The organism is Priestia sp. SIMBA_032, from assembly GCF_046535215.1.
Taxonomy (GTDB): domain Bacteria; phylum Bacillota; class Bacilli; order Bacillales; family Bacillaceae_H; genus Priestia; species Priestia aryabhattai.
Genome location: NZ_JAWRXD010000971.1, coordinates 1 through 260 on the forward strand (window position 1 = coordinate 1; position 260 = coordinate 260).

Annotated in this window: 1 protein-coding gene; it reads left to right on the forward strand. The window is 39.2% G+C overall.

Annotated features, from left to right (window positions below; genetic code table 11):
* The coding region (locus SB717_RS37235) for an RCC1 domain-containing protein (protein WP_410908138.1) at positions 1–260 on the forward strand (260 nt) is incomplete at both ends.

The following is a 260-nucleotide window of genomic DNA, read 5'->3' on the forward strand; positions in this document are numbered from 1 at the left end:
TCATACATTAGCCCTAAAAACAAATGGTACACTTTGGGGATGGGGAAGAAATAATTATGGACAATTAGGAGATGGAACTACAACAGCGAAAACGATTCCTGTACAAATAGGAACAGCAACGAATTGGAAAAGTATAGATGCTGGTGATCATCATTCGATAGGAACCAAAACAAATGGAATGCTATGGGGTTGGGGTTATAACCAGTATGGACAATTGGGGGATGGTACTACTATGAGTAAAATTGAACCAACGCAGATAG